Raw genomic sequence first — 26515 nt, 5'->3', positions numbered from 1 at the left:
TATTGTACAATTCTACTAGTAGTAGTCAAGCGGTTTTTAATCAATGTTATCGTAGCGCTCTAGGTGATACTGCTGGATCAGCCTGACCAGTTTGGCGGCATAATTAGGATCCGTGGCATAACCCGCTGCTTGCAGTGCTTTTGCCGCCTCCTGGTAATTAGCCGCGTTCAAGACTTCCTGATAATGATGCGCATCCCACTGCGTTCCGTTAACAAACAGCTGGGTATGAGCCTGGAGCGCTTCTTGATCGTCGCGGTAAGCGGCAAAGTGTGCCTGCACTGTGATCCACTGGCCGTTGACGTATTCTTTAGTCGTCAAATTAGGCCCGTTAGGATCCTTGATTCCAAACAAGTTATGGTATTTGGTAGCCAGCTCACTCTTGCCCCAATCCGACTCCAAGGCCGCCTGCGCCAAGGTAATACTCGAAAAAACGTGGTACTTATGCTGTTGGTCCTGGGCGGTCGGCGCCAGCCGTTTGATAAACTCTTCTTTTTGCTCTTTTTGCGAACGAGGAACTTGCGGTGCTAATGGCTGCGAGTGTGACCACCATTTTAACAGCTGCAACGAACACACCACTACGATTAAAGCTGCCAACAAATAATACGGCAGCTTAGTAGAATGACGCTTTTTACTTGGCCTTTTTTTGGAGTGCTGAGTCTTTTTTTTAGCAGCTGCCACTTAAATCACCTTACCTCTTAGCGCCGCGTTTTTCTGTTTAACAATGGCTTAGCGATCAACGGCGTTACGATCCCCGCCAAAATCGCCTCAGGGATCCCGTTCGTTCCGATCACTCCTAGTAAATAAGGTAACAGCGCCTGCGTGTCAATCGCATACAAAGCGTGTGCGTGCCCGTGATAAAACAAGTAAATCTGTCCTAACACTAGGATCGTATTAGTCAATGCACCTAAAACAGCGGCCACACTAGCCGCAAATACCTGTTGACGCGGCCATTTTCGGTACAGTCCTTGAAATACCGCCCCTGCTACTACCCCAATCAAAATTCGCGGTAACACCGAAACCAACGGGTTAACAAAGACGATCGCAGCTAACGGACTAGTAGGCCATACAAAAGCCCGCACAAAAGTGATCAGTCCCCAAATTCCGCCTACTATCGCACCACCACGAATCCCTAGAGTCACGGCCGCAATGATGACCGTAATGTGAATGATCGTCAAGTCTAACGGCCCAATTGGAATATAGCCTAAAAACGGCACCAAATTCTGCAGGATAATGATCGCAGTAAAAAATGCGTATAGCACTTTACGGTAAGTACTGTTGTTCAAAATTTTCTTCCTCTCACTGATTACCTAAATTCGGCAATAATTTCTGTTACCTGTCGTAAGACTCGCTTAAAGATCGCCAGGTCGCGCGCCGTCACTTCATCTTCTAACTTGATTTGTAGTCCCCGCCAAAAGTCAGTATTCGGGTCTAACGTCGCTAAGTAAGCGGGCGTCACCCTTAAATGAGTCAGCCGGCGGTCGCTAACATCGCTTTGTTTTTCAATCAAACCCAACTTAAGTAACTTTTTGAGATGATAGTTAGTATTAGGCTTCGATTTGGCTAATAACTGCGCCAACTCACCGATCGTCGGTTCTTTTAACTGATAAATTGCTTCTAAGTAATAAATATCGCTAACGCTCAACCGAGAAAATTGTTTTTGCGTGTAACGCCGATTGCGTAAATTCAAGATTTGTGTAAAATCAAGCATTAATTTTCCAAAAGAACTCACTGAGATTTCCCCCATTGTTCCCCCATTATGGTAGCAAGATAAACTTTATTTATACTGATAATATTTTATATTGTAGCATATTACCTGTTTGAAGCAAGTTAGGTTACTCACTAAAAATAGTGCTATTAAAAAGTAAAGTAAAAATTAAATCTATTCCTAATATTAATAAATTTTTAGGATAATTACGCGTACAACGGCAAAATTAAGTGCTATAATCAAGCTAAATTAATTAAAGGAGGAATCTGATGACTAAACACCTAATCAAATTTTTATGGCTAATCTCAACTCTATTCAGTTTCACCTTAGGAGTCATTGCCTTGGCACTGCCAGTCGTACCGCAAATTCCCTTTTTTATTCTGGGGATCTTTAGCCTGTCACAGTTTTCTCCTAAGTTTCACCGCTGGTTGGTCAACACCAAGATCTACCGGCGCCTATTTGGCAACCTAGCCGAACACTTGGCTCACCAAAAGCAGCGGTTAGAACAGCGCAGCATCAAATGGTATGAAGCTCTTTACTTAAAAATCATGAGCGTTTTTTTAGTACAAGAATAGTTTGAAAGTCACCAAAAAAGGGAACCGGGACAAACAGAATTTTGTCCTGGTCCCCTTTTTTGTTTCCCGTAAACAATAGACTGATCGTGCCCCCACCTTTTTGAGTACCCTTGTAAATTACAACCTTAATTGCGCCACTTAGTTCACGACTTGACTTAACCTGCTTGACTCACAGCTTATTTAATTGCGCTCATCAAACCAGCAATCTAGGCCCTAAGGATACCTCACACCAAATCCAAGTTCAGGATTTGCCGTTCAAGTGCCACTTAGTCCACGATTTAACCTGCTTGACTCACAGCTTATTTTTTGAGTGCCTCTTTTAACGCCTGTGCCAGCGCACTTTCTTGGGGTTCATCATCTTGATTGACCTTTTTTAACAACCGTTGTTGCTCGCGCGCGTTCATCTTTTTCTTTCCCCGACCTCGTTTGGCGTCCGTTAATTTTGTCGTCGTACCATCATACTTGCAGCGGAAATAATCTCCGTTTTTACCACTGACCAGTAACATCTTACGGTGACACTGCGGGCACCTGTGATTAGTCACTTTCGCTTGGGCCCGCCGCCGGTAATCACACTGCACGTTGGTACAGATCAACAACTCTCCGTCATGAGTCTTACGCTGCTTTAAGTTTGCCCCACACTTGGGACACTTCTTAGTCGTGAGCGCGAAATCGTGGTATTTTTGTTTGCTATTCTTGATTTCACGTACCAATCTACGCGTATCTTCCCGCACCTCCGCGATAAATTGTTCACTATCGTAGTCTCCTTGCGCGATTTTCGTTAACTGGGTCTCCCACTTAGCGGTCAGGTCGGGCGAAACTAACTCGGGATTGACCAGTTGTAATAACTGCTGCCCTTTTTTAGTCACGTGAAGATGTTTTTCCCTGCGTTCCATTAACTCTGCTTTGAGCAATTTCTCGATGATCTCAGCCCGAGTCGCTGGCGTGCCCAAATTGTACTTCTCCATACGGGCGAGCAAACTGCCTTCGGTCAACGGTTGCGGTGGCGTCGTTTGCTTTTCTTTGAGCTGAAACTTCCCCGTCACTTCGCTGTCCTTGACCCAGTCGGTCACCGTCGTCTGTTGCTCTTGCTCTGTTTTCCACCCCTGCTCTATTACCGCAGTTTGTTCAAAAATAAATTGCTGCTTGCCAAAAGTCACGGTTACCTGTTGTTTTTTAGTCTGGTATGCCGGCGCGAATAAGCCACTAAAACGCTGGGCAATCAGCAAGTAGATCCTTTTTTCGTCGTTACTTAGTTTGGCGTAATTAGGTCTTTGCTCGGTCGGGATCAACGCGTGGTGATCGCTGACCTTAGCGTTATTAAACACCCTTTGCTGGACCACCTGACTGCCATTTTTTAAGTAATCCTTAGCTGCCGGCACGATACCTACGATCGCCTGCAACCGTTCTTTCATCGTCGGCTTTAAGTCCGTGCTTAAATATTTACTATCCGTTCGCGGATAAGAAACGATTTTATGCGTTTCGTACAAACTTTGGACTAAAGACAACGTTTTTTTAGCCGAATAACCGTATAACTGATTGGCTTTTTGCTGCAACTCGGTCAGATCATAAGTTAGTGGTGCTTGCTGGCTCTTCTTTTTAACCTGGATCGCGCTCACCCGCCCGGTTGTTCCGGTAAGTTGGTGCACCAACTCTTGTGCCTCTTGTTTACGGGCAAAATTTTGTTGCAGACGCCCCGTTTGTCCGTTGACCGTCACCGTTAGTTGATAATAATTTTGCAAAATAAAGTGGGCCCGTTTTTCCTCTTGCTGTGCTACCTGAGCCAAAGTTGGTGTTTGTACCCTGCCAGCCGCCAAATTATCGTCGTACTTAACGGTCAGTGCACGAGTCACGTTTAAGCCGATCAGCCAATCAGCCGTCGCCCGGGCCAGCGCAGAAGAATACAGGTTATCGTAATTTTTAGCAGGCTGAAGTTGGGCAAATCCTTCCTTGATCGCCTTATTTGTTTGCGATGAGATCCACAAACGTTGCACTTTTTTATTGCACTTCACGTACTGCAAGATCCAACGCGCGACCAGTTCTCCTTCTCGCCCAGCATCGGTAGCGATCACCACGCTATTAACGTCTTTTCTATTAGTCAAACGGCCAATCGTTTTCAGTTGCTTAGTCGTCTTAGGTAGCGGTTTGATCCCAATTTCACGGGGCAACATAGGTAAGGTCGCCAGCTGCCATTTCTGCCATTTTCGGTCAATTTCTTCGGGCATTTTGAGTCCCACCAAATGGCCCAAAGCCCACGTCACTACGTAACGCGGTCCTTCATAATAGCCATTTTTAGCTGTTGTAGCTCCTAACACCCGACTGAGATCACGAGCAACACTAGGTTTTTCGGCTAAAATCAACTGTTTCATTTTCATTTCTCCTCGTAACTAAAAAGTGGCTGAGACAAATTGCCCCAACCCCTTTTATTATTTAGTAACCGCCGCGTTAAATTTTCATCGCCCGGTCTAATTCAAAGATTTTACTAAAGTCGGAAATCGTTTTTTTCAACGTAACGGACTGTTCTTGCAAACTATCGAATGCTTTTTGGTTGTCCGTCAACACTTTTTGCGCATCACCGATACTTTCGCCCGTATGTTGCGAACTGTTGATAATCCCATCAACTTCGTCAACGATGGCTCCGATCATCTGCTGAATACTACGCGAAGCTTCATCTACTTGACCCGCTAACTTACGCATTTCCTGAGCAACAACGGCAAATCCCTGCCCTTGTACTCCTGCACGAGTCGACTCCAACGCCGCGTTCACTGCCAGCATATTAGTCTGATAAGCAATATCATGCACAGTATCCGTGATTTTTTCGATCTCATTAGTTCGTGCCTTCAAAGTTTGGGTACTAGCAACATTTTCCTGCGAACTATGCAAAACGGTTTCCATAACATCTTTTAAGCTACCCAACTTTTCGACCCCATCGGTAGAAAGTTGCTGCAAATTTTTAGAAGTCGAAACGACTTTAGCAATCGTTTCGTTTAAATTCTGATTCATCGTATCATTGTCATCGGTCTTGTTAAAACAGATCTTACCAATCGCCTTGATCTGCCCCTGTTCGTCTTTAATAGGAAAATAACTAGCTTCCAAAATCACTTCTTGACCCTGTTTATTTTTACGGATGATACGGTCCTGATAGCTTTTACCGGCTAATAAGTTCTGCCAAAACTGCTCATAATCAGGACTTTGCGTAAATTCACTAAAGCACAGATCGTAATGATGCATTCCCAGTAATTCTTCGGGCTGATAGCCCATCGTTTGGGCAAACAGCTGCGAAACAAAGATAATTTCCCGCTCGGTGTTAAAAATAATTAATGCCGTCCCAGCCGCAATCGAATTAAAAATCTCATTCACCTGTGTTTTGTCAAAATCCATTACAAATCCCCCTTTCTCAAATTATGCACCATTATCGTGTTAAAAACAAGCTCACTTAACCGATAACTCTTGCTTTTTGATTTCAAACGACTGCACGATCTTTTCCAGTTGCGCTGCATCGTCTTGTAAATCAGACACATGATTGGTAAATTCGTCCATCGTTGCCTGCACCTCTTGTGAATTAGCCGAAGCTTCTTCGGTACCGGCCGCATTTTCTTGGGTAGAAGAAGAAATACTTTCCAAATTACCCAGAATACTCTTTTGAGTAGCACCAACTTTAGCACCGACTTTAGTAGCCTGAGCCGCAACTCCGACAATCGTGTCGTTTTTCTGGTAAACCTCTTGGGTCGCTTTACGAGCATCTTCGATCAGGCCAGTTTGGACTTCACTACTTTCCAGCGAAGAATTGGTCTGCGTTACCATATCAGTAGATTGCGACCTGATCTGGTTAATAAATTCCTCAATTTGTTTAGTCGAGCTGTGGCTTTGTTCAGCTAATTTCCGAATTTCGGCAGCGACCACAGAAAAGCCTTTACCGGCTTCACCCGCACTAGCCGCTTCAATCGAAGCATTCAGTGCTAACAAATTGGTTTGCCGTGAAATCTCGTTGATTACATTCACGATCTTAGTGATGTTTTGCACGTCGCCATCCATCTTCTTGACGCTTTCCATCATTTCTTTCATCTGACCAGTTTCTTCGTTCCAGTTGGTTTGAACCTTATTGATCACGTCAACATTTTTTTGTCCCATCTGGGAAGCTTCGGTCGAAGAAGCAGACAAATCATTTAACGTCTTAACCACTTGGTCTAAGACGGTGGCAAAACTCTGCACTTGGTCTACGGTCTTAGACGTATCCTTAGACTGTGAGCTCGTAACCGTAGCAATTTGGGCGATGGTCTGCGCGATATCTTCGGAAGATTTCGTAGTTTGTTTGGCTAAACTCAGTAAAGAAGCTGACTTTTCCGCCACATCTTTCGCCTTTTGTTGTACCTGCCCGATCATATCTGCAATCGAAGTGATCATCTTATTGTAATTGACCGCAATTAAGTTAAACTCGTGACCATTAGGATCAGCCACAGCCATGCGCTGACTCAACACGTTAGTAAAGCCATGTAAATTTTCCTCGTGCCGGTGCCGTGGCAAGTAGATCAATTTGCCCTTTTCGGCAGCAGCAAAATAATCTGAAAAGATCTTAAGTAACTTGACCAATAGCCGGGTCACAAACATCGCAAGGAGTACCGCTAAAACGAATACCAAAATGCTGACAGTCAGCATACCAATAGTTCCCCTAAACGTTGCTGAGCTGAGATCATTTTTATTCATCTTGGCCATGATCCAGTTTTGACTACCCGGACCTCCCTTATTAAAGCTGACGTCTTCTAGGTGTGAACGGCCGATTTTGACGGTCCCACTATTTTTAGGAGAGGCAGCAACAGCTTTATATTCGGGTGTTGCAGCAATACTTTTACCAGCAACATATGTATTGTTATTCTTGCCGGTATTTTTAGCGGCAACTACGCGCCCGTTTTTGTCAATAAACGCAATTTCACCACTTCTGCCCATCTCCAAATCATGAATTTCTTGGTTAACCCAGGCATATGAAATTTTAGCAGATAGCACAAAAGAACCACCATTAGGGTTATCAAAGCGCTGTGAAATCACGGTAACATCGCTTTTAGCGCGTGGGTCATAGTAAGGCTTAGAGCGATAAATCTTATTAACACTGGCTTTTTGGAACCAACCTTGATTTCGTAAATCTGTTTTCTGTCCCCCCTTTAAATCGGCTGTCGCCATTTCACCTTTGTCATTAACGTACGTCACACCGATCAAGGACTTAGAACTCATGCCGGAAACCGCCAAAAATTTTTTCAGCCCATCACCCGTTAAATTACGGTCAGCAATGGTTTTTCCCAGCTGATCCAAATCATTATCAGCACTTGCCCGCATCCCTTGATACTGACCATCAAACACATTGACGGCCGTTTGCCGCAGCTGTGCGTTACGTTGCATCAACTGATTGCGCATCAGACTACCCCAAAAGACCCCGACAATGATCATCGGGATGATTGCTAGTGTGAAAACGATTGCCAAAACATAGGTGCCGATAGTTTTTCTTGTGTATTTTTTCATCTTAATTAGCTCCCCCCTAATTCTTAAACACAGCCCCATAATAACACAAAATAAAGCTCCGTAGTAATAAATATTGATAAAATTTCATCAATAGTTATTATCACGGAGCTAAAAGTAAATATTATTTAGTTAACATTACTACTAATGAAGATAATCCATCACTGTTAGTTGTGAAATTTTAGTTCCCATCGCTAATGTTGATTGGTAAGATAACATCTGGTTTTGGTAATCCATGTATTTGGCTGCCACATCGACGTCTTGTTTTTCGGAAAGGTTTTGTGCCAAATTAATTTTTTCGGTATCGTTACGTTGGCTAGCGCTACCTAACCGATTTTCTACTGAACCAATATTAGCTTGAATATTACTAAAGTTTTCTTTGAACTTATCGATCTGATCCAAATATTTTTTATCTAACTCAAAGTTCGGTTGGTATTGCGGGTTATCGACCATGTGCCCCGGACTTAGCGGGTCTTCCACTTTTTCAGGAGCTCCTGTCGCCTTTTGTGCGTTGACTAAATCCCGAATTAAACTGCTAAATAAGTCATTCAAATTATTCGGTTTAGCAGGACCATCCGTTGCCCCGGTACCACCGTTACTCGAACCATCGGCATTCATAAAACGCGAGCCATCCGTGATCAAATTGACATTTACTCCGTCGGAAATTTCCCGCGGCATATCAATATCATTACCGTTATACTTGATCCCCGTGACCACCGTCTCGTCATCCACTTCATGAGTAATGGTTGAAAAAGGCGGCTTATCGGTAGCAGTTCCTGCAAAAATATAACGTCCACCGTAATTAGTATTTAAAGTATCAACGATCGAGGAGATTGAAGCCGAAATTTCTTTACGTAAATCATAGTATTCAGCAGAACTGTTAACCCCGCCGTTAGAAGCCTCATTAACGTCATCACGAATCTTAGACATCACCGTTGAAACTTGATTTAATACCGAATCCTGTGTCGTTGACCACGATTTAGCATCAGAAATCGTCTGCGCGTAATTCGCATTTTGTGCCTTAGAAACGTTTAAGTTCAAAATATTAGAAGCCAACACCGGGTTATCCGAAACTTTATTAATTTCCTTGAGCGTTGACAACTGGTCCATTGTATGTTGTACCGACTGGGCACTCAGTTGTAAGTTATTGATAAAGTCGGCGTTGGTCATTTTATTAGTAATTCGCATTTATTAAACCCCCGTCCGGTTAATCAAAGTATCCAAGCATTCCGAAACCACACTGATCATCTTAGAGTTAGCTTCAAAAGCCTGCTGGTACTGGATCACGTTGGACATTTCTTCGTTTAAATTGACCCCAGAAACAGACTGATCACGAAACTCTAACTGGTTCAAAACGATTTGCTGTGCACTAGTAGCCTGATCAGCATTACTCTTAGACAACCCATTGTTAGTAATAATACTGTGCAGGTAATCCGTATTAGTAGAACCACCCTCGGTATTAACAAATTCCATCTTAGTCGGATCGTAAACCGCACCACCAGCACCCGGCGTCAGTGGGTATTTTTCCTTGGCGTTCATTGCCCCGGCCATTGCCTGTGCTCGAGAACCGTCACTTTCACCCGTCGAACCAGCATAGTGCCCAACTTCCATGGTCGTCGGGTTTTTAGCCAAATTGGTGTTAACTTTAATATTCTTAGCTAAATTAGCATCTCCCGGTGTAAAGGTGAAAATCCCATCTTTAACGTGCGCAGCTGCATCATCACCGTTGTAAGCAATATTTTGCATGCTAGCAAAGCCTTCGACAAAGTTGTTGAAATCTGTAGTGCGCCCGTTAATTTGACTCAAGGCTTCTTGCAGGCCAGCGATTTTACCACCATCACTAGCCGGAATATCCAATTTAGTAAAAGTTGCGCCAGGAGCTTCTGGATCCTGATCGGCTGGCAAAATAACAATTTCACCACTCTCAAACGGGCCACCACCAGCAGCGGTAATTGGATGACTCTTATCACCGTTAGCATAAATGGTTGAACTGGCACCGTCTTGGACAACACTCAGTTTTTGTTGCACCCCGTCTTTATGATCTAAGATTTTTTCGCCGTTTTTATCACCAATTCGGACAGTTGCACGCCCATAATTGTCAAAATCCGCGTTAATCTTAGTTTCACTGGAAAGGTCTTTGAGTAGTGAATCTCTTTTGTCCAACAAATCATTAGGTGTCCCATCGGTCGTTCTCCCTAATTTGTCATTAATGTCAGACAGTTCTTGCATTTTTTCGTTAAAATCCGACGTCACATCACCCAAAGTACCAATCGTAGTATCATGCACCGTGCTCAACTGATTAGCCGTGCTGTTAATCAGACTAACAACAGTCTGAGCAGCACCAATCGTAGCTGTTTTATTAGTATTACTTGGATCAGCCGCCAATTGCTGTAAAATACCCTGATAACCCGTTTTATTATCCGTACTATCTTGATTACCAACTAACGCAGCCTGTAGCAAATTCTTCGACGGTTCACCAAAAGCATCTTCAACTTGCCCCAACACATCAGACAACTGTGTCTGGTAATTGTACTTAGAATTCGAATCACGTACTTGAGTGCGAATATAATCATCAACTAAACGAACAATATCATCAGAATCAGCCCCAGTCCCAACAATTCCCGTTCCCGGAATATATTGTGGCGCCTTGCTCACAACATTGACCCGTTGCCGAGAATAACCATCGGTATTAGCGTTAGCAATGTTATGACTAGTTTCTTGTAATTGGGTTTGACTAACATTTAAACCAGTAGTTGCAGTCCCCAACGTTCCAAAAAGTGACATAAACTTTCCCCCTAAAACGATTGATCGATCATCGCAGTTGAGACTCCTTTTTGCCCCTTCTGCGGCTTAGTATAAGTCCCATCAGGCCGACGCAAACTCTGCTGAATAGCATTCATCAGAGTTTTCTGGTAGCCAATTGCCTGTTTAGTCAACATTAAGTTCGTTTCTTGCTCTTCTTTGATCTGGGCGATCAGTTTTTGACTGGCTTCTGATACCGGACCATCATATTCGTTGACAAAAGTGACGAACTCTTGTTTTTGTTTCGTCACTTCGGGCAATTTTGCACCCTGGTCTTTAATTAAAATTTTTCGTTCCCGTTCCAATAAACGGATAAATTGTTTTAATTTGCTCTGTAAAACTTTTTCATTCATCGATTAACGATCCTTTATTGCATTTCTTCCCACATCTGTGCCGCAATATTTTCCGGTGAAACTTGGTAAGCACCAGCAGCAATTTTCATGATCAGTTCTTTAACTTTAACTTCATCCACGTCATCATGAGAGAGCATTTGCACTTGTTGTGCCGTGGAGGATAAAGTCACACCTTCTTGCTGTTGTGCCGCTGCTTTTTGCGGTTGGGCAGCTGAATAATGTTGGCTGACCAATTTAGGATCAATTTGCGAATAACTTCCACTGATTTTCATATGAATGCCTCCCTTTTTAGCTCTTCTGTATATATTATCGGCGAAAAGCCCAAAAGTTAAACACTTTATTTGCCAATAATCTGATTAATTACCATCTTTTTTATTTTTGCTGAAATAAAAAGCGCTGATGGCTTAACATCAACACTAAAAATTTTTTTAATTGAGACGGTTAAGCCGCTGCTTTTCGGAAACTATGCTGGTAATCCGCACCCCAAAGTTTTCATTGATCACAACAACCTCTCCGGTGGCAATTAGCTTACCGTTTAACATAATATCCAACGGATCATCTGTCAGTTTATCTAATTCTACAACCGACCCCGTCGTTAGATTTAAAATATCACGAACAGTTCTATTAGTCCGCCCTAATACCACGCTCAAGTTTAGCGGGATATCTAATAATAAGTCCAAATTGTCGCCACTCCCCTTCGGAGCAGCGTCTAATTGTTGAAAATCTGGCCGCGAAATCTGTACGTTTTTGAGCGTAGCCGGTTGGGGTTGAGCCTGAGCAACTGTTGCTTGCGGCTGTGGTTGAGCAGGCTGTTGCACTGGTTGAGGTTGGGGCTGTTGTTGCGGTTGAGGTTGGGGCTGTTGTTGCGGCTGCGGCTGAGGAGCAGGTTGTGGTGCCGGCTGTTCTTCTGCGGCTCTAATATTTTCTGCCTTATCAGCCATCATTGCATTAGCAATATCTTTAACCATATCCAAAGTAAATAACTGCGTAATACTACTGGAAATTAAATCCCCGACTTTTAACGAAAAAGAAATACTATAAATTTCTTCGTCTAAGGGCATCGAATTATCTTTGACCTGGTCCGCAGATTCCCATAATTTAACATCCGGTGGCATAATATCGACTTTTTTGCCGATCATGGTTGCCATCGCAGTCGAAGCCGAACCGATCATCTGGTTCATCGCTTCCCCCACGGCACTCAACTCAACTTCAGTAAATTCCTTATTTTCAGGGTTACCATCGCCACCCATCATCAGATCGGCAATTACGACAGCATCATTAACTTCCAACAACATTAAGTTGGCCCCCGACAGGCCCTCACGAAACTTAACAGATGTCGCTACCTTAGGTGTTTTAATCTGTTTAAGCAAAGAAGCAAAAGTCGTTTTAGAAACTTGCGGTGTCGTAATCGAAACTTTATGATTCAAGATTGAAGAAAGGGCAGTAGCAGACTGCGACATGGAAATATTGCCAACCTCACCCATCAAATCTCTTAAAGTCTGTTCATCCATTCCCGCTGGCAAGTCAGCTCCTGTTTCAGTAGTTGCACCTACAGCAGTCGTATCTGCAGCCGGAGCCTCTGTTGTTTGAGCATCAGCTTGAGCAGCATCGTCGGCGCTCGGGGCAGCCGCTTCCCCGTTCATCATTGCATCGATTTGCTCTTGTGTTAAGGTATCGCTCATTTTTTATCTTCCCCCTCGATCTTATCGATCAATTCTATTGCCATCTGCCCTTTCTTTTGTCCTGGCTTGACGGTATAAAACGGCCGATTCTCGATATAAGTATTCAATGGCTCAGTTATCTTTTTATCCAATTTGATAACATCACCCGGCTCTAGTTTCAAAAAGTCCGCAAAATTCATCTGTGAACTACCTAGAATCGTCTCAAGCGGCAAAGAAACCTCATCTAATCCTCTCTTTAATTCGTCAGCTTCCTCTGGACTCAATTCCTGTTCACTGGAATCAAATAAACTCTTAAAGCTTAACTTATCCAAAATATTTTCAAACGAAACATATGGAATACATAAGTTAATAAATGTATTTAATTCAAAAATTTGGACAGTAAAAGTTGCTAGTACCACTGGCTCATTAGGAGACAATGCTTGTAATAACTGCGGGTTAGTCTCTAGGGAATCTAAATTGACGTCTAAATCTACGACTTCTTTCCAAACTGATTGCAATACGTGCGAAAATTCATCCATCACTTCGCGTAAAATCGCTAATTCAATTTCGGTAAAAGAACCCTTATCCCAGGATGGTGCAGTTTTTTTATTACTCTGAAAGTCAACCCCACCACACAATAACTCGATCAAAGCCATACATAACTGGGGATTAAGCTCAATCATTTGAGATCCCTTCAGTGGATCAGCATGAAACATTCCAATCAAAGTGACGCGGGGGATTGAATGGATAAATTCGTCATAACTAACCTGTTCAATTGAAGCTAACTGCATGCTAAAATTAGCACGCAATAAGTTAGACAGCAAATTGCCACTCATCTTAGAAAAATCATCCAAGATCATGTGCAAAGTGTTGATGTATTCTTTAGAAAGACGAGTCGGCCGCCTAAAGTCATAGTCTTTGACCTTAGGGGTATCATCCGTTTCTTCTTCAATTACTTTTTCATCAATGTCACCGGAGTCCATCGAATTTAATAACGAATCGATTTCCTCTTGTGATAGCACCTGATCCACAAAGATCCTCCCTCTCACATCAAATCATTAGTTATGGTTATGTTGAAAAATAGTATCGTTAACATCGATCACATCGGCAACTTTATCGTGAAAAGAAACCACCCCAGCAAAATGCGGATCGGTATTTTTATCCGACAGTTGAATGTCTTTTTCGGCCACATCAACAACTTCGATTACTTCTTCTATCAGTAATCCCCGCCGTTCGTCACCTTTTTTCATGATCATAATGTTACGGTTGACTTCTGCTTTAGGCACCCCGATCAAATCCGCCAAACTGATCACCGTTAAAACGGTTCCCCTTAAATTGATCAGTCCAGTCACCCACGCAGGTGCTAAAGGAACTTTGGTAATTTTAACAGTGTCGACTACTTCTTCCACCGTTTGTGCAGAAATCAAATAATTCTGTTGGTTTAACTTAAACATGATCATCTGCATTACTGACTTTTCCCCCTTTTACTACTTCAAGGCTTTATCAATGGCCTTAATAACTCGGTCGGTATCAAATGGTTTAACAATAAAATCAACGGCACCGGCCCGGATCGCATCCATGACCATTCCTTGTTGGCCCATCGCACTACACATCACGACTTTGGCATCAGGATCAGCTTCTTTGATCATTTTAACAGCCTGGATCCCGTCGACCTCTGGCATCGTAATATCCATCGTTACTAAATCCGGTTTTTCGGACTGGAATAAATCAAAGGCTTCTTGGCCGTTGGCAGCCTCGCCGGCGACTTCATAACCATTTTTCTCCAAAATATCTTTTAACTTCATCCGCATAAATACAGCGTCATCTACAATTAGCACTTTTTTTGCCACGTTACATTCTCCTCTCAGACTCCGAGTGATTTAATAATACTATCGATTACACCAACTTCTGGAATGAAATAAAGTGAAGCTTCTAACTGATTATTATCATACGAAAATTCATTCCTAATTACCATAATTTCATCGCCGTATTGCTCAAATTCCATGTAAGCACTACTGATAATGGCGCCAAACAAATCAAATGAGGCCAACGGCGCTTGGGGACGCATTTGCTTGTTGATCAAACTACCGATCGACGTTAAAAACGCGCTGGAAATAATATTAGTCAATTCACTAACGGCAGAAACCTTGAGCTCTTCTGTAATCTCTTGGTCAGAACTAATATCAGCACCCAACATTAGCTTAGCTATTTCCCCAGCCGAATCATCAGTGATCACAAACAACATTGCCCCGTTGAGTTCACCGCTGATCTGGCTTAAAACTGCATGAACTTCTTGGTCGTCAGACATCATTTGCTGATACAACTCATTATAACTTAAAATCGAGACTTCAGGAACAATCATTTTGACCGTGCTACCAACCATTTGAGAAATCGTCGTTGCCGCTTTGCCGCCGCCAATGTTCATCAACTCTTTGAGCGCATCTAGTTGTATGTTAGTATATTCCATTATATTACCTTAACATCCTTACATATGGTATTAACATCTAATATTAACGCAATCGACCCGTTACCTAAAATAGTAGCTCCCTGGAAGCGTTTAATATCTTGTAACATTGAATCAATTTTCTTGATAACAATTTCTTGTTGTCCAATAAACCTATCCACTAAAATACCTAGATAACGATGATCTTCTTTCACTAAAATCATGTACTTTTTCTTTTGCTTTCCTTCAGGTAATTGTAACAGACGTGCTGTTCTAACTACGGGAGTTAATCCGGACTGCAACTTATAAACTTCATGATTAGCAGTCATTAGAATATTGTCTTCTTGAATCATTTCGACTCGTTCAACTACATCTAATGGAATAGCAAACGTTTCTCCGCCTAATTCCACCATCAATGCTTGAATAATCGATAGTGATAGCGGCAATTTAATGATCGTCGTCGTTCCTACATGCGGCTTACTATCAACTTCGATCGAGCCACCTAACTCACTGATCTTGGCCTGGACCGCATCCAAACCAACTCCACGACCGGAAATATTGGTAATCTTTTTAGCGGTTGAAAATCCCGGGTTAAAGACCAACATTTGAATTTCTTTATCGCTCATTCCCGAGGTATCAATTCCCCGTTCCTCAGCCGTCGCACCAATGATTTCGGGATCTAATCCCTTGCCGTCATCACTTAAAGTGATCATCACTTTGTTACCTTCTTGGTAAGCGGAAAGTTTGATGATCCCTTTGCGCGGTTTTCCTAATTTTTCCCGGGTATCTGGATCTTCAATTCCATGGTCAGCTGAATTTCTGACCAAATGAATCAGCGGTTCGCTCAGTTCGGTGACAACCGTTTTATCTAACTCGGTGTCTTCCCCTTCGATTTGGAGTTCCATTTCCTTGTTCAACTGATTGGATAAATCACGCACCATTCGTGGAAAACGACTGAAGACCACGTTAACTTGCTGCATTCTGATCTTCAACACCAAATCCTGAAGCTCAGACGTTAACCGCGAGACTTGCTCCAACGAATCGTGAATTTCTTCGATACTTTTACGATTAGTAGCATCCTCTAATTGGTTACGGTAAACAACTAATTCAGACACCACGTTTAAGAAACGGTCCAAACGAGACAAGTCAACTCTGATCGACTGATTTTTGCTAGCAGCACGTTTCTTTTTCTTAGGCGCTGCCTTTTTAGCTTTCTTCTCACTTGCAGCAGGTTTTGCTTCAGGAGCTGCCGCATCTTTTTCCGTCTTAGCTTCCGGAGCCGGAGCATCTTTAGCTTGCTCCTGCGTTTTTTCATCAAATTCTGCGGTTAAAACCTCAGCAATTTCACTACTGCTTTCAATCACATCCTTGATTTCTTCCGGAGTCGATTTAGTTACCACGATCAGCTTAAAGTCGGTATCAAATTCCCCTTCTTCCAGTTTATCTGGACTCGGTTCAGTATGAACAATGTCGCCTTCAGCTTCCAGTTTTTCGGTAACCAAAAAGGCCCGTGGTCCCTTGAGCACCGACTCAGCATCGATCCTGACCGCAGCACTAACAGCATGCATATTTTCGTTGTGTGCCTGTTCAATTACCGCTAAATCAGGTTCTTCGATCGCGGTAAATTTGAGCTCTAGCTTTCCTGTCGGGCTAGCAGTTGTATCATCCGCAGCAGGCTTAGCTGCCTTAGCTTCATCAGAATTATTGATTCCAATCGATTTTTCTACCTTGTCTAGCTCGTCCCACTCTTCTTTGATCTGATCGTCGGACAAATCGTTACCATCACGCAAGTCATCCAGTAATTCCGTCAATTTATCCAAACATTTGAACACCAGTGAAATGTGGTCACTATTAACTTTAAGTTTTCCCGACTTAAATAAATCAAAAATATCTTCCATCTTATGAGTCAACTTAGTCATTACGTCGTAACCCATCGTAGCAGACATTCCTTTTAAGGTATGAGCTGCCCGGAAAATTTCATTGACAAGGTCAATATTTTCCGGATCTTGTTCCAATCCCAAAACATTGTCATTCAGTTGTTGCAGATTATCTTCGCTTTCTTCGAAGAAGATGTCACGATAAGCGCTATTGTCGTCTGCCATAAAATCGCCCCCTACTTCTTGTTAAATCTTTTGGTAAACAAACGCGTCGAGCTTTTTCAAACCCATTTTTTCCGGAAAATTAATCGTCTCGGTCGCACCGGTAAACAACAGCCCCCCTTTTACCAAAGAGACCCCTAATTTCCGGTATACCTCGTCGCGGACTTCCGGTTTAAAATAAATAGTCACATTACGACAAACTACCGCGTTAAAACCATAATCATAACTATCCTTGAGTAGATCATGTTTCTTAAAGTGAACATGACGCTTAACTTTTTCTTTGATCCGGTAAGAATTATCGTCCATAACGTCAAAATATTCACGTAAATCAGCAGCAGTTACATTGGCAACTTCTTTTTTAGCATATCGACCAGCCCTGGCCCGTGCCAAAATATCATCATCAATGTCTGTCGCTATTATATCACCACGAAGATTGTTTTTTTCCAAAATAATCCCCAAAGTATATGGTTCCGCTCCGGTAGAACAAGCTGCACTCCAAATTTTAACAGTCGGATGAGCGGAATCAATATTTTTAAGTAAGTATTTTTCGAAGTTAAGAAAAATATCTTTATTCCGGTAAAACTCCGTCACGTTAATCGTGAGGTGTTCGATAAATTCCGTGCGTTTGACCGGATCACTTTGTAAAATTTGTTCGTACTCTGATAAATTATGTGCTCCTGATTTAACGACAATGTTCATGATCCTGCGCTGCATTTGTTTTTCTTTATAATCACGCAAGCGGATCCCATAATGATTTTCTACCCACTGATTAAATGCTGTAAAATTTTCTGCCATTTTCTCACCCAACAATCGTCTTCAATTTTTGGCTAATTTCCGTTAAACTTAAAACTTCATCGACACACTTAGCCTCGATCGCGGAACGAGGCATCCCAAACACGGTACAAGTCTCAGCGTTTTGAGCAATCGTCCAGCCACCGGCATCATGGATCTTACGCATACCGCTAGTTCCATCATGTCCCATTCCGGTTAAAATGATTGCCGCCAACTGTCCTTGATAAACATCCGCAGCGGAAGAAAACAAGTAATCCACAGCTGGACGAGTCCCATGCAGTTTAGGTCGCTGGTCCAACTTGATCCGCCCGTTTGCTATCGTCATGTGAAAATTTCCCGGGCAAAAATAAACTTGGTTACGAATCGCCATTCCTTCTTGGGCCTCAACCACCTTGACCCCAGTTTCAGCATCCAATCTCTGAGAAAACGACAGGGTAAAACCGGCCGGCATATGCTGCACAATAAAGATTGGCATTGTGGTACGCGTTAACCCCCGAAAAACTTCTAGTAAAGCCTTAGGTCCGCCCGTAGATGAACCAATTACTACCGCCTTTTTAGAACCATTATTCCTTCCCGCAGATCGCAAAGCCTGCTGTTTAACAGGGTGGGATGGCCGAGTCGCCGTTTTCGCTGCCCTAGCAGCAGCAACATATCTTTTACGCTGTGGTCTAGCGTGTACGCTCGCTGATATTGACTTGGCTTTTTGAGCTTGTGCCGTAGTACATATATTTTTAATTTTGGTGTGCAGTTCTGTGACCCAAGCATCTTCAATATTTAACAAGTTAACAGGCTTTTCAACAAAATCAGCCGCACCTAACTCCAATGCTTTAATGGTAACTTCTTTATCACTGACAGCACTTAACATCACTACAGGAATATCATATTTCCTTTTAACTGCCTGCAAGGTTTCGATCCCATTTAATAGCGGCATTTCAATATCCATCAAGATCAAGTTAAAATCATTTTCCTGCTCCAAAATCTTGAGCGCATCACGCCCATTATGAGCGGTTTTAACAGTTCCTACACTGGACATTTTTTTCAGCATATCAGAAATAACTCGTCTCATAAATGCCGAATCATCAACAATTAATATCTTAAACATGAGATCCCTTCCAAACTAAATATAAATATCTTTTGCACGTACAACTTTGATTAGGGTCTGGAAATTATCCAAATCAACAATCATTGTACGTCCAGAACTCCCCCCTACATTTTCCCCAATCACGGGAACACGCAACTCTTTTAGTGTTTTTTTAACTGCTTCTACGTTACGTTGACCAATATTAGAATTGGCTAAATCATTCTTAAAGCCAAACATATTAGCACCGCCGGAAATTTTAGCCTTAAAAAGTGCTCCTGGAGCCTTTTTGCGCAATTCAGCTACCATTAAAGGTAAAGCAGTGTCAGCATACTTTGCCTTGTTAATATTGGCACCCTTAGTTTTAAGAAACGGTTTGCTATCAGGAAGCATGATATGACTCAGTCCGCCCAACTTAGTTCGTTGGTCATAAACTATCGTACCGACACATGAACCTAGGCCTACAGTCATAATCGTTCCCGGAGCCTGCGCAATCTTATAATCAGCTATTCCGACTCGAGTTTCATTTTGATTCATCATCTTCCGACTTCTTCGTACTTTCTTTTTGAGTGTTGAGATTATCCATTGAATTAAGTAATTGATCTTCCTGCGAATTACTGAATAAGTACTCAATATTTAATTCAATAATGACTTTATCTTTTGATTTCAAAAACTTACTGATGTAACCTTTTTTGAAATTAGACTTCATCAAGTCTTCTTCGTAATCGGTTTCCTCTAATTCCGTGATCCCAACGATTTCCTCTACAAAAATACCGATTGTCCGCTCTTTCCAGTGACATAAAATCACCATCGGGTCCGCCGATTTAGCCGAGAAATCACCAAATAATTTCTTGCACAAATCAACAATTGGTAACATCTGTTCTTCATATTCATAAACTCCCAGAATATAGGCGGGAACCTCAGGTAACGTGATGAATTCTTGCGCTTCGATCACCCGCTTAACAGCAGTTACTGGTAAAGCAAAAAGTTGCTGATGACTTTTGAAAACAACATATTGCTCCATTTTATGCGTCCTTTCCTTGATCAATCCTATTCATTATCTGCGCTTGAAGTCTGCATTTCAGTCGCTTCAGCCGTAACTTCCGGTTGCTCTTCTTCAGCTTCGACGGAATTTAAACGTCCCATATTCTTACCGATATCATCGATCATTGAATAGAAATCATCCAGTGTAGCTGTAACTTCCTGAGTGGCTGCTGAAGTATCACTGACAGCACCACTGATTTCTTTGATTTCATTAGCAACCTTATCTTTTTCATCCCTAATATCGCTAGAACTAGCCTGGATTTCTTTCAAACCGGAAGTTAACTGGTCGATTCCCGTGGTGATGTGACCGCCAGTTTCGACCACTTGATTGATATATTGCGTTTGTGACTCAGTTTTATTGTACGATTCGTTTAAATCACCGGTCATCCGTTTGAATTTCTTAATAATATCTTCGATGATTTCCCGAATATTTTTGGTCGACTCACCTGACTGTTCGGCTAAAGTCCGGACCTCTTCTGCCACGATAGCAAACCCCTTACCAGCTTCACCCGCACGAGCAGCCTCAATCGATGCGTTTAGAGCTAATAAATTGGTCTGTTCCGAAATATCGTTGATCAACTGAATGATATTACCAATATTTTGAATATCCTTATTTAATTCGGCCATGTCATCAGCGATTTTCTTTTGGTTATCGTTTTCTTCCTTCCAGGTCTCCATAAATTTCTGCATGATTCCCATATTCTGGTTATTGTAACTCTGGGTTTGATTAGCAGCTGCACCAGTTTCATCGATTTGCCCAATGATCGCTTCTAAGCCCTCACCAAATCTTTCCATCCGGTCGCTCGTCGACTGAATATCACTTGCTTGCGTACTAGAATTATTAGCAATCGAAGTCATTGCATCACGCAAAGCATTGATCTTAGCCTTACCATCATCGGTAGAACTCCCAAAGCTCGATAAGATAGAAATCGTCTTGCCTTTTTCTTGTTCCAACTCATCAGTCACAGACATTACTTGTTGCAGTAATTTCTGGACAGACTGAGTCACCGGATCACTGGTCTCTTGGTTTTCAAATTGTTCTAAGGCTTGCTGGTTACCACCTAAAATAGCACTGATCTGTTTAATCAAAGCCTGATCATTACCACCCGTAACCCGATTTTTTCTAAAGAAAAATAAATAGAGAAAATGAATCCCTAAAATCAAAACAGCGACGATCCAAAACCGAAAGTTGTTAGCTGCTGAAACTGCGCCACCCATCACGTAAAATCGAATTACTGCTAAGGCAATTAAAGTCCCAATCAACGGTAAAAAACGCAACCCATTACTTTTATTTGAACTCATAATAAAATCCTTCCCCCCTGTTATTTTTAGTGACAACTCCTAGTCCCCCACGGAAATTCAACTAAAAATCAAACAATAAAACCTAACTTAGTTATGTAACTACCACACGTAAACATCGGATGAAGTAGCTAAAACACTATAGCCGCCCGTAGGATCATCTCTGAGCAAAGCGCCCTTTTTCAACTCCAAAGTGCGGTGCCGCAACGTATTGACCATTGTACTATCATGAGTTGCCACAATGACAGTTGTCTTTTGCTGGTTAAGGTGAAAAAAAATCTGCATCACTTCTTTAGCAGACTTTAAATCCAAATTGGCAGTCGGTTCGTCTGCTAAAATGACTGCCGGACGGTTAATGATCGCACGAGCCACAGCTACTTTTTTTTGCTGGCCCACCGATAATTCACAAGGCAAGCGCCGTCCCACTTGAGGTAAGCCAACTATGCGTAAGACTTCTTTGATCCGTAATGACCACAGTTTGGCGGGAATTTCTAGTGCCGCTAAACAATAGCGTAAGTTTTGCTCAACGGTCAACTTATCTAAAAAAGTATCACCCTGAGCAATGACTCCTAATTGGCGCCGTAACTTATAGACTTGAGAATTTTTCAAGTTATTGATGTAAATATTGCCGATCTTAATGCTGCCAGAATCACAATATTGCTGGGCACTCAGTAACTTTAAAAAAGTCGTTTTCCCCGCCCCACTAGGCCCTACTAGGTAAACAAATTCCCCCTGTTTAATAGTACAGGAAATATTTTTATTGGCATAGATCGTGCCGTACATTTTAGTTACCTGGTCAAATTGAATCAAAGCTTCTTTTTACCACCCATCTTAGTCCGTAAAGTGATTGATCGTTTGCATCATGCTATCCGTAGTCCGCGTAGCCTGTGCGTTCAACTGGTAGGCCCGTTGCGCCGTGATCATGTTAGACATCTCGGTCGCTAAGTCCACGTTAGAATTTTCCAACATTCCCTGAATCACCCTACTACCCGGACCTGCCGGACGAAAACCACTCAGTGATTCGTAAAGGTTATCCCCCCGTGACACCAAGGTATGTTCTTGGTTTGGTTCAAATAATTGCAATGAACCAACATTAACGGGATTACCATCGTCACCTTCGATCGTGATCGTCCCATCTTGTGAGATCGATGCGCTTCCTTGCGGCCACTGATTAGCCGGAATGTTGTAGTTAACGGCTACCCGGTAACCCAAGCCATTCAGCAAAGTACCGTTAACATCGCGCCGGAAGCTACCATCTTTAGTCAACAACAACTGCCCGTCCGGACGATAAACCCCAAAAAAAGCAGGTCCATCAAGGGCAACATCATATTCTCGCCCGGTGGCTACGATCGCCCCTGCACGGTCGTCTAACGGCCCGTTCCAAGAACCCATCCCGGTATTGGCAACCATCCGCCCAGCATTGGGACTTAAACTCGCATCACTTTGAGTAATATTGTTGTTCATCAGCTCCGTAAAGGAGGTAGGGATCTCCTTATAACCAACGGTGCTGACGTTTGAGATGTTATGGGCGATCCCGTCCAAATGGGTCTGCATCCCATTTAGCCCACTGCGATTGATCCCCAAAACTGCACTCATATTCATTTAATTATCGCCCCCTTTCAAATTAAACTCTACCTAACTGATTAACGGCTTTATCTAAAGTCGAATTAGTAGTCGTCAAACTTTTTTGCTGGGCCTCAAACTGTCTGCTGGTTTCGATCATATCGACCATGGCATCCGCCGTAGAAACGTTTGAATCCTCTAAAAAGCCCTGGCGAACTTCGGCATTAGGAACTAATTGAGCTCCTTGCCCCGTGTAATATGTTCCGCCCAAGCTTTGTAAATTAGCATTATTGCCAAAGGCGACTACCATGAAATTCGGGTTAGGCTCGTTAGCCATGATTGGTCCGCCATTTTGGTTTAACACCTGATAACCCTCCTGGGTCACCAACTGGCCGTTATTGTTAACGGTAAAATGACCATTGCGGGTATAAGCTAAAGTACCGTCGTTCATGCGGACAGTGAAAAAACCATCATTGCGGACCAAATAATCGGTCGGGATCCCCGTGGAATTGATTGGACCAGCAGACATGCTCACACCACTACCATCAAGCTGATTACCAAACGGAAAGCCGCCAATTTCAAAACGAGTTTCGTCTTTGCGCCCGGACTGATAATTATGCAGCTGCACTTCTTGCATCGTAGTTGAAAAAACTTGTTTTTCCAAATACCCTGGCGTTTCGGAATTAGCAATATTCGTACTAATATTTTCTTGTTGTGCTTGCAAAACATCAAAACTATGTCTTAACGTGTCAATCCCACGAATCATTGGTTATTTTCCTCCATATATCTTCTCAACTTTGCCACTATCTGCCCGTGAATTTGAGAAACACGTGCAATTGAAATTCCTAACACCTCGCCAATTTCTTTGAGCGTTAAATCCTGCTCATAATATAAGCTTAACACTAATTGTTGCCTTTGAGAAAGCCTTTTTATTGCTTCTGTTAATTCTTTTTCGGTTTCTATTTTGATCATTCGGGCTTCCGCACCATTATCACTCTTATCACGAACCATTTCTTGAACGGTCGGGCTGCCCTGATTTTCGAATAAAGTATCTTCCAGCGAAATACTAGCCATATAACTTAGGCTTTCGTAAATTTCACGTAATTGTTTCTTGGAGATTTCCATCTTTTTGCAAATCTCTTCATCAGTTGCCTGCCGTTTTAATTCCTGCTCCAATTCGCGAGTCGCTTGGTAATAATTAGTCAAATTATCAAACTTATACCGGGAAAGACGCCCGTGACTCCTGATCTCGTCAATAATTGCCCCCCGAATTCGGACGTAAGCATACTTTTCAAACGGCACCTTTTTAGTAGGATCATATTTTTGCAAGGCATCGATCAACCCGATAACTCCCGTATTATACAGGTCTTGATACTCATATTCAGAACTCTTAACGTTGATCCGGTTAACCACGCGTTTGACCAAAGGCAAGTACTTAACGACTTGATCCTCCATTTTCATCTCATACATCGAAAAAGTATCCTCCATTCAAATCTTAAATCTGAATTTGTCCTACAGCTTCAATCGTGATTTCATTTGGAATCTCATTTAGCGATAGGATCGCTAAATCCGGAAAATTAAAGGAAATTAACTTTCTAAAAGCCGCCCGGGTTTTCGGCGAGGTCAGTAAAACAAATGACACATTCTTAACTACTAATTGTTCTTGGAGCTTAGTGATTGCGTCTAACAACTTATTCAACGTTTCCGGTTTCAGTACGGGAAATGAACCCGTCGCGGTTTTTTGAATACTTTGAGTGATCATTTCTTCGACCTTCGGGTGCACCGTTACCACGCTGATCTTATTGTCATCGTCCGCGTATTGATGCGCGATCGTCCTTTTCAGTGACTGTCTGACGTATTCTGTCAGGGTCTCTGTATCCTTAGTAACTGTGCCGTAATCCGCCAAGGTCTCTAAGATAGTCGACAAATCGTTGATTGGAATTTTTTCTTCCAGTAAGTTTTGTAGGACCTTTTCGACTTCACCCAAACGTAAAATATCTGGGATCAACTCATCGATTACCACGCCACTCTGGCCTTTGATACCTTCCAGTAACTGCTTGACTTCTTGCCGCCCTAGCAACTCAGCCGCATGGTTGTAAATGACTTCCTTTAAGTGCGTAGCGATCACGGTCAACGGCTCGATCACGGTAAAGCCCTGCAAGTCGGCAGCATCTTTATCCTTCTCGTCGATCCATAATGCGTCGATATGAAACGCCGGTTCAACCGTCTTGATCCCTTCAAACGGGATCTCTTCTCCCGTCGGACTAAAGATCATGTACTTGTCAGGATAAACATCGCCGTGTCCGACTTCATTGCCCTTGATTTTGATCGAATAGTCGTTAGAATCTAAGTACAAATTATCTCGGATCCGCACCGGACTGACCAAGATCCCTAATTCGTGGGCGGTTTGTTTACGTAACGCAACGATGCGACTCATCAAACTATTATCGATCGAACTATCCACAATGGGGATCAAGCCGTAACCAATTTCGATCGCCAAAGTTTCCACCTGAAACGAAGCGACGTCTTCGTCTTCTTGAGTATCTTTTTTCTTTTTCAAAGCCAAAGTTTGCTTTTGCCGCTTTTGGGCCAGTTCTTTTTTAGCAGTTTGCTGTTTAACGGCATAACTCGCTACTAACAACCCAACTCCCATTAACATGAATGGTAAAAACGGAAAGCCTGGAACTAACGCTAACACCATTAAAATTCCGGCGACGATCCGAAACAGTTGCGGGTTACGTAGTGCATCTTTAGTAATATCTTGTCCAAAACTACTATTATTTTCGGAACGAGTCACAATGATCCCAGAAGCGATCGAGATCAACAAAGACGGCACCGAACTAACCAAACCATCACCGATCGACAACTTGCCAAATTGCGAAAGCGCCTGCCCGATGCTTAAACTTCCGTTAGCAGAAAAAATAATAGTACCCGCAATTAGGTTAACTAACACGATCACAATCCCGGCGATCGCATCACCCTTAACAAACTTGCTGGCACCATCCATTGAGCCGTAAAAATCGGCCTCGCGCTGAAGATCTTCTCGTCTTTTACGCGCTTGTTCTTCGTTAATGATCCCCGTGTTTAAATCAGAGTCGATCGCCATTTGCTTTCCTGGCATCGCGTCCAAAGTAAAACGAGCAGAAACTTCGGCAACTCGCCCAGAACCATTAGTAACGACGACTAACTGTACGATCATGATAATTACGAATAACACGATCCCTACGATGTAGTTTTTACCAGCCACAACGTTGGCAAACGCCGCAATCACATGACCACCATCGCCGTTAGTCAAAATCGAACGGGTAGATGACATATTAAGTCCCAGTTTAAACATCGTCGTAATCAACAGTAACGTCGGGAAAGTCGAAAATTCAAGCACCGTCCGGGTAAACATCGTAATCAACAAGATATTCATCGCAACCGCAATGTTTAAGGTGATCAATAAATCTAACAGTGGAATCGGTAAGGGAATGATGATCAAACCGATGATCCCAACTACTAAGATCGAGATAATCAGGTCAGCTGGTTTGATTAACTTTTTCTTTTTCGTTTCGTTATTCATCTCAAATTACCCTCCACCAATTAACTTACAA

The 26515-nt window shown here is 42.6% G+C and carries 27 protein-coding genes; 1 reads left to right on the top strand and 26 read right to left on the bottom strand.

The features are described from left to right. Positions 1–36: 36 nt before the first annotated feature. The 3 genes from ACSYSK_RS03875 to ACSYSK_RS03865 are packed head-to-tail and all read right to left on the bottom strand — an operon-like array spanning position 37 to position 1729. Positions 37–678, bottom strand: coding sequence for a glycoside hydrolase family 73 protein (locus ACSYSK_RS03875; RefSeq protein WP_491715597.1), 642 nt, complete (start codon positions 676–678; stop codon positions 37–39). Positions 679–695: 17 nt separating this feature from the next. Continuing rightward, the gene (locus ACSYSK_RS03870) at positions 696–1304 is read right to left on the bottom strand and encodes an ECF transporter S component (protein ID WP_491715852.1); all 609 of its coding nucleotides are present in this window, start codon (positions 1302–1304) and stop codon (positions 696–698) included. Beyond that, a complete protein-coding gene (locus ACSYSK_RS03865) occupies positions 1304–1729 on the bottom strand; it encodes a MarR family transcriptional regulator (RefSeq protein WP_491715596.1) in 426 nt (141 codons plus the stop codon). Before ACSYSK_RS03865 ends, ACSYSK_RS03870 begins: the two co-directional genes overlap by 1 nt. 245 nt (positions 1730–1974) lie before the next feature. On the opposite strand from ACSYSK_RS03865, the gene ACSYSK_RS03860 reads away from it, so the two are divergent. Continuing rightward, on the top strand, positions 1975–2280 hold the full coding sequence (locus tag ACSYSK_RS03860) for a DUF454 family protein (protein WP_491715595.1): 306 nt from the start codon (positions 1975–1977) through the stop codon (positions 2278–2280). 299 nt (positions 2281–2579) lie between these two features. Here ACSYSK_RS03860 and ACSYSK_RS03855 read toward each other — a convergent pair whose 3' ends face one another. From ACSYSK_RS03855 to flhA, 23 genes are all read right to left on the bottom strand, one after another. Next, positions 2580–4646 carry a DNA topoisomerase 3 gene (locus ACSYSK_RS03855; protein ID WP_491715594.1) on the bottom strand — a complete coding sequence of 689 codons (2067 nt, stop codon included), beginning with the start codon at positions 4644–4646 and terminating at the stop codon, positions 2580–2582. A gap of 76 nt (positions 4647–4722) precedes the next feature. Continuing rightward, entirely contained in the window at positions 4723–5658 is a 936-nt protein-coding gene (locus tag ACSYSK_RS03850; protein WP_491715593.1) for a methyl-accepting chemotaxis protein, read from the bottom strand. A gap of 51 nt (positions 5659–5709) precedes the next feature. Then, a complete protein-coding gene (locus tag ACSYSK_RS03845; protein WP_491715592.1) occupies positions 5710–7788 on the bottom strand; it encodes a methyl-accepting chemotaxis protein in 2079 nt (692 codons plus the stop codon). A 141-nt stretch (positions 7789–7929) separates the two neighbouring features. Further along, on the bottom strand, positions 7930–8973 hold the full coding sequence (flgL, locus tag ACSYSK_RS03840) for a flagellar hook-associated protein FlgL (protein WP_491715591.1): 1044 nt from the start codon (positions 8971–8973) through the stop codon (positions 7930–7932). Between the two features lie 3 nt (positions 8974–8976). Beyond that, the gene (locus ACSYSK_RS03835; protein ID WP_491715590.1) at positions 8977–10569 is read right to left on the bottom strand and encodes a flagellar hook-associated protein FlgK; all 1593 of its coding nucleotides are present in this window, start codon (positions 10567–10569) and stop codon (positions 8977–8979) included. A gap of 11 nt (positions 10570–10580) precedes the next feature. Then, positions 10581–10940: a flagellar motor switch protein gene (locus ACSYSK_RS03830; protein WP_491715589.1), complete on the bottom strand. Its 360-nt coding sequence runs from the start codon at positions 10938–10940 to the stop codon at positions 10581–10583. Between the two features lie 14 nt (positions 10941–10954). Next, the gene (flgM, locus tag ACSYSK_RS03825; RefSeq protein ID WP_491715588.1) at positions 10955–11212 is read right to left on the bottom strand and encodes a flagellar biosynthesis anti-sigma factor FlgM; all 258 of its coding nucleotides are present in this window, start codon (positions 11210–11212) and stop codon (positions 10955–10957) included. Between the two features lie 156 nt (positions 11213–11368). Further along, complete coding sequence (gene fliY / locus ACSYSK_RS03820; protein ID WP_491715587.1) at positions 11369–12622, bottom strand: flagellar motor switch phosphatase FliY; 1254 nt, start codon at positions 12620–12622, stop codon at positions 11369–11371. Then, complete coding sequence (gene fliM / locus ACSYSK_RS03815; protein WP_491715586.1) at positions 12619–13632, bottom strand: flagellar motor switch protein FliM; 1014 nt, start codon at positions 13630–13632, stop codon at positions 12619–12621. Before fliM ends, fliY begins: the two co-directional genes overlap by 4 nt. Before the next feature lie 27 nt (positions 13633–13659). Continuing rightward, positions 13660–14067 (bottom strand): chemotaxis protein CheW, encoded by a 408-nt coding sequence (locus ACSYSK_RS03810; protein WP_491715585.1) that lies wholly within the window; start codon positions 14065–14067, stop codon positions 13660–13662. A gap of 21 nt (positions 14068–14088) precedes the next feature. After that, positions 14089–14451: a response regulator gene (locus tag ACSYSK_RS03805; RefSeq protein WP_491715584.1), complete on the bottom strand. Its 363-nt coding sequence runs from the start codon at positions 14449–14451 to the stop codon at positions 14089–14091. 14 nt (positions 14452–14465) lie between these two features. Continuing rightward, entirely contained in the window at positions 14466–15068 is a 603-nt protein-coding gene (locus ACSYSK_RS03800) for a chemotaxis protein CheC (RefSeq protein ID WP_491715583.1), read from the bottom strand. After that, entirely contained in the window at positions 15068–17146 is a 2079-nt protein-coding gene (locus ACSYSK_RS03795; RefSeq protein ID WP_491715582.1) for a chemotaxis protein CheA, read from the bottom strand. The genes ACSYSK_RS03800 and ACSYSK_RS03795 overlap by 1 nt, the downstream gene beginning before the upstream one ends. A 21-nt stretch (positions 17147–17167) precedes the next feature. Then, complete coding sequence (locus tag ACSYSK_RS03790) at positions 17168–17938, bottom strand: CheR family methyltransferase (protein ID WP_491715581.1); 771 nt, start codon at positions 17936–17938, stop codon at positions 17168–17170. A 4-nt stretch (positions 17939–17942) separates the two neighbouring features. After that, complete coding sequence (gene cheB / locus ACSYSK_RS03785) at positions 17943–19037, bottom strand: chemotaxis-specific protein-glutamate methyltransferase CheB (protein WP_491715580.1); 1095 nt, start codon at positions 19035–19037, stop codon at positions 17943–17945. A gap of 15 nt (positions 19038–19052) precedes the next feature. Next, a complete protein-coding gene (locus ACSYSK_RS03780; RefSeq protein WP_491715851.1) occupies positions 19053–19550 on the bottom strand; it encodes a chemotaxis protein CheD in 498 nt (165 codons plus the stop codon). Next, positions 19537–20037 (bottom strand): chemotaxis protein CheW, encoded by a 501-nt coding sequence (locus ACSYSK_RS03775; RefSeq protein ID WP_491715579.1) that lies wholly within the window; start codon positions 20035–20037, stop codon positions 19537–19539. The genes ACSYSK_RS03780 and ACSYSK_RS03775 overlap by 14 nt, the downstream gene beginning before the upstream one ends. Before the next feature lie 26 nt (positions 20038–20063). Beyond that, entirely contained in the window at positions 20064–21359 is a 1296-nt protein-coding gene (locus tag ACSYSK_RS03770; protein ID WP_491715578.1) for a methyl-accepting chemotaxis protein, read from the bottom strand. Positions 21360–21458: 99 nt separating this feature from the next. Continuing rightward, the gene (locus ACSYSK_RS03765) at positions 21459–22166 is read right to left on the bottom strand and encodes a cell division ATP-binding protein FtsE (protein WP_491715577.1); all 708 of its coding nucleotides are present in this window, start codon (positions 22164–22166) and stop codon (positions 21459–21461) included. A 21-nt stretch (positions 22167–22187) separates the two neighbouring features. Next, on the bottom strand, positions 22188–22958 hold the full coding sequence (locus ACSYSK_RS03760) for a flagellar hook-basal body protein (RefSeq protein WP_491715576.1): 771 nt from the start codon (positions 22956–22958) through the stop codon (positions 22188–22190). Between the two features lie 22 nt (positions 22959–22980). Beyond that, positions 22981–23685 (bottom strand): flagellar hook-basal body protein, encoded by a 705-nt coding sequence (locus tag ACSYSK_RS03755; RefSeq protein ID WP_491715575.1) that lies wholly within the window; start codon positions 23683–23685, stop codon positions 22981–22983. Then, on the bottom strand, positions 23682–24389 hold the full coding sequence (locus ACSYSK_RS03750) for a sigma-70 family RNA polymerase sigma factor (RefSeq protein ID WP_491715574.1): 708 nt from the start codon (positions 24387–24389) through the stop codon (positions 23682–23684). The genes ACSYSK_RS03755 and ACSYSK_RS03750 overlap by 4 nt, the downstream gene beginning before the upstream one ends. A gap of 25 nt (positions 24390–24414) precedes the next feature. After that, complete coding sequence (gene flhA, locus ACSYSK_RS03745) at positions 24415–26484, bottom strand: flagellar biosynthesis protein FlhA (RefSeq protein WP_491715573.1); 2070 nt, start codon at positions 26482–26484, stop codon at positions 24415–24417. Positions 26485–26515 lie beyond the last annotated feature (31 nt).

Source organism: Ligilactobacillus sp. ESL1201 (assembly GCF_058503265.1).
The sequence above is the reverse complement of the archived record's forward strand: the minus strand, read 5'-3'. Positions and strand labels throughout refer to the sequence as shown.